Source organism: Salinispora cortesiana, from assembly GCF_000484695.1.
Taxonomy (GTDB): Bacteria; Actinomycetota; Actinomycetes; order Mycobacteriales; family Micromonosporaceae; genus Micromonospora; species Micromonospora cortesiana.
Map to the genome: position 1 here is coordinate 1 of NZ_AXVR01000130.1, position 3,338 is coordinate 3,338.

Consider the following 3,338-nt stretch of genomic DNA (forward strand, 5'->3'; position numbering starts at 1 on the left):
CAGGTTACCGCCCCTTACGGCCGCACCTTGGCGCTCACCCCATCAAGGCGCGTTACCGCCTATTGCCGGTTTCCGCCGTACCTTGGCTGTACCCCAGATCAAAAGCCGCCTAAGGGGGCCGACCGGAGTACGCCGGAAACCGGAAATCGAGCGGAAGGCGGTTTCAGGTAACACTCGTTATCTGAAGCTATCGCCTGATCCAGCTTCAGATAATCCCGTTGTTCGCGGCAGGCGAAGGCCTGCCGTGAGCTTCAGATAACAGGCGCCAGTCACGACAGGGAGTTCAGCACCGCCGTCACGGAAAACGACGCCCCCGCCATCGTGGCTGATCGGCGGAGAGCGCCGTTGCCGGTTCCCGGCGTACTCCGTTCGGCCCCCTGATAACGACAACGGCTCAGAAATCCTGAAGTTACGTCGACCCGCTCGATCGAGGAAGTTCAGTGAGCAAATCCCTGGCCAGGACGTTGCCAAGGACTCCACTACCGCAGGGAACTCGCGGGTTGTTTGTTAGTGGGAGCAGCAGGCATAGCTCTGAAGAGGGCTAAACGGCAAAAGAACGAAAGGCGACGGCAACGCTGTCAGCGCCGATTCTGCTGGACGGTGGTGGCCCGTTCGAGCAGTCAACCGGTTGACTGGCGTTACCGTCGACCTCTTGAACTAAGAGCTATGAAGGGATAACTGCAAGGGCAATAGTGTGAAGGTAGAGCGGACGTGGGACCCTACGGGGAGGGCCTCGTGCTCTTGTTGGACCTGAGTTGCCAGAGCCACAGGCCTAGCAGTCCAGCGAGACACCCCAGAAAGGTGTAGCCCGCCGCCGACCATCCTTGAAAAAATCCTGCGCCCAGAGTCATGATGAGGCATGGCAGAATGGCAACCGCCAATTTTCTCAACATTCATAGCTCCCGTGTATCGATGTCGCAAGGGCATTCAATCGTACTAGCAGAGCTGATTGACAACGCTAGCACAGCCTAGGGTGGCGATAAGCCCGCAGATAACCCCACATCCTAGCCCTGCCGGCGTAGTGCCCAGCGCGCTGCAGTACAGGAAGCATTGGAAAGCCCCCGAGGCGCCGCAGAGCAGGTTGATTGCATCTTCGCACCATCCCATAGCTGCGACTTCGGACGGCGCTTGCATGGCGTCGCTCGCCTTGGTGGTGGTGCCACAGTCCGTGCATCCAGTCTGTGCGTTGGCCCGAGCCTTGTCGGCGAGGTCCTCGAAGCCGGCGCTTTCCCGCAGCACGCCGGTGTCAGAGACGGTGCCGACGAAGTCCACCTTGCCGTTGGTCGACATGGTGATCGCCGCGGTCTTCTTTACTGACGACCCGAAAAGGGACCGGTCCTGAACGTTGGCGTCCTCGACGACGATCCGACCCAGCCGGCTGATCTTTACGTCACCGGTTCGCATGTCCACGAAATGCGTGGCGACCACCGTAGTGGTCCCGGTGGCGTCCTTAAACGCTTGCACCGCGACTGCGTAGTTGCCCTCGCGTGCCGTCTTGGACAGCGACGGCCTCAGTGTCAGGTCGGGGTTGTCGAGCTGGACCTGCTGGAACTCCGCGGACCGCTGGACCGCGGTAAGCACGTGCTGGTCGGGTCCGGGACTTTCAGCGAATGCGGTGCTGGGTAGCAGAACTAGCATGCCCAGTACCGCAGACATCATGGTCCACAGCCTTTTGCCCACGAAAAGCCTCCATAGCTCTTAACGGGCGGGGATTTTAAGCCTAGATCGTTAAGCGCTGAGGATGCCGAAGGCCGGTGGGCCGAGCGTCCGGGGAAAGGCCACGGAGCATCGACGCAGGCACGAAGGATTCATCGAACACTTTGATCTTGCCCCCGCGAGGTTGGTGTTGAGGCAAGGCTTACAGTGGCATCCATAGCTGTCAACCGGCGCAAGGCGCGGCGGCTTTTTTGATCTTGAGTATTAGCAGCTCTATGCCCCTTTCAGGGCGTTATCCACAGGGCCACCAGTTGTCCCCAGTCCGGAGGCCAGATGTAGCGTCCTTGCCGCCGCCCTCGGCAGGCTGCCGGGTGTCGGCGAAGCCGGGGTGTTGGTAAGAACGACGACACCAGGGGCCAAATAGTTGATCTTCACGGGATGGATGTCGAGGCCGCCGCGCGGCTGCTGGAGTCGTATGCGTCCCAGCACGGCCTGACCCGCGCGGAGCGCGATGCGGTGCTGGACCGGATCGCGACGCGACGCCGTGACTCCTGCCAGGAGACCGGCGTACCCGCAGACATTCTCGACTGGCAGCGCCGCACCACCGAGCGGGCTGCCTTTGTGGCCACCGAGATAGCCAAGGGGCACACTGACGCCGCCTACGAGACGCTGCTAATGATGCGCGCGGACCTGACCGCCGCGCTCGCGCTAGCCGAGAGCCTGGACCCGGGCCTGATCGCCGTACGTCAAGGCCGACGATCGATTGCGGGAGCAGAGAGGTCCATCATGACGACGAAACGAGGCGGCCAACGTATACGCGCCCCCAGGTGACCGCCAAAGTTTGTCGACCGGCCGCACCCGGGCGTTGCCAGCCGCCCGGGCTGCGGCGACGCACCCGACCAGCCCTCGCCATTTCGGAACTACCCAGGGAAGCACCCAAGGAACCATGTAGTGCTTCAGCCCCGCCACCCGGCTCCTCGCTGCGACCGGTCGCACCGCAAAAACGTGCGCGCGAGCGGCGAACGCGCCAACCCACAAGACGTGCCAACCTTGACGGTGCTATCCGGGACCGACCGGAGGACGCAGGGACCGAGCCACCGCCGATAGACGGCGACTCCCGTCAGCGCTCCGACCGGCGTCCGGCGGATGCACGGTCCGCGCCCGGGATTGTCGGCTGTAGCTCGGGTAGGGCTTTGTAGAGGGTGCTGCGGGAGACGCCGAGCAGTGTGGCGATCGAGGCCATCGACCGGTCTGGTTCGACGAGCAACTGGAGTGCGTAGGCGACCCTTCTCCGGGGTCATGGCCGGCGGCCGGCCGAGGCGTTGGCCCCGGGCGCGAGCGGCGGCGAGGCCCTCGTTGGTGTTGGCCACGATGATGGTGCGGGCGAACTCGGCGAGGGCGGCGAAGACGTGGAAGACGAACATGCCCCCGGCGGTGGTGGTGTCGAGCTTCTGGCCTAGCCGTAGCTTCCAGCCCGGAATCAACGGCAACGCTGGTCAAGCGGCGGCACGAGCGACACCCGTTGCCCTGCGGTAACGGGCTCTGACCAGCGTTGCCGTTGGTTTTCGGCCGTTTACTACGGCTAGGCCAACGAGCCTGCGTCAACGCCCAACTGCCGCGCCACGAACTCCACCACGTCCTCATGCAGCTCCGCACGCACACGCGGGAACCGGCCGAACCGG

3 protein-coding genes are annotated in these 3,338 nt (G+C 63.5%); 1 reads left to right on the forward strand and 2 read right to left on the reverse strand.

Annotation, left to right across the window (positions count from 1 at the left end; all coding sequences use genetic code 11):
- Window positions 1–936 precede the first annotated feature (936 nt).
- A complete protein-coding gene (locus K228_RS0124265) occupies window positions 937–1,680 on the reverse strand; it encodes a hypothetical protein (protein WP_155251636.1) in 744 nt (247 codons plus the stop codon).
- A 414-nt stretch (window positions 1,681–2,094) separates the two neighbouring features.
- Between K228_RS0124265 and K228_RS0124270 the strand changes: the two genes are divergently transcribed.
- Window positions 2,095–2,487: a hypothetical protein gene (locus tag K228_RS0124270; RefSeq protein ID WP_025620697.1), complete on the forward strand. Its 393-nt coding sequence runs from the start codon at window positions 2,095–2,097 to the stop codon at window positions 2,485–2,487.
- 289 nt (window positions 2,488–2,776) lie between these two features.
- Here K228_RS0124270 and K228_RS29935 read toward each other — a convergent pair whose 3' ends face one another.
- Window positions 2,777–2,923, reverse strand: a complete 147-nt coding sequence (locus K228_RS29935) for a hypothetical protein (RefSeq protein WP_245603594.1) — start codon at window positions 2,921–2,923, stop codon at window positions 2,777–2,779.
- Window positions 2,924–3,338: the final 415 nt, after the last annotated feature.

Coding starts and splice junctions, on each gene's coding strand:
- K228_RS0124270 (WP_025620697.1), top strand. CDS start 2,095: ATGGATGTCGAGGCCGCCGCGCGGCTGCTGGAGTCGTATGCGTCCCAG.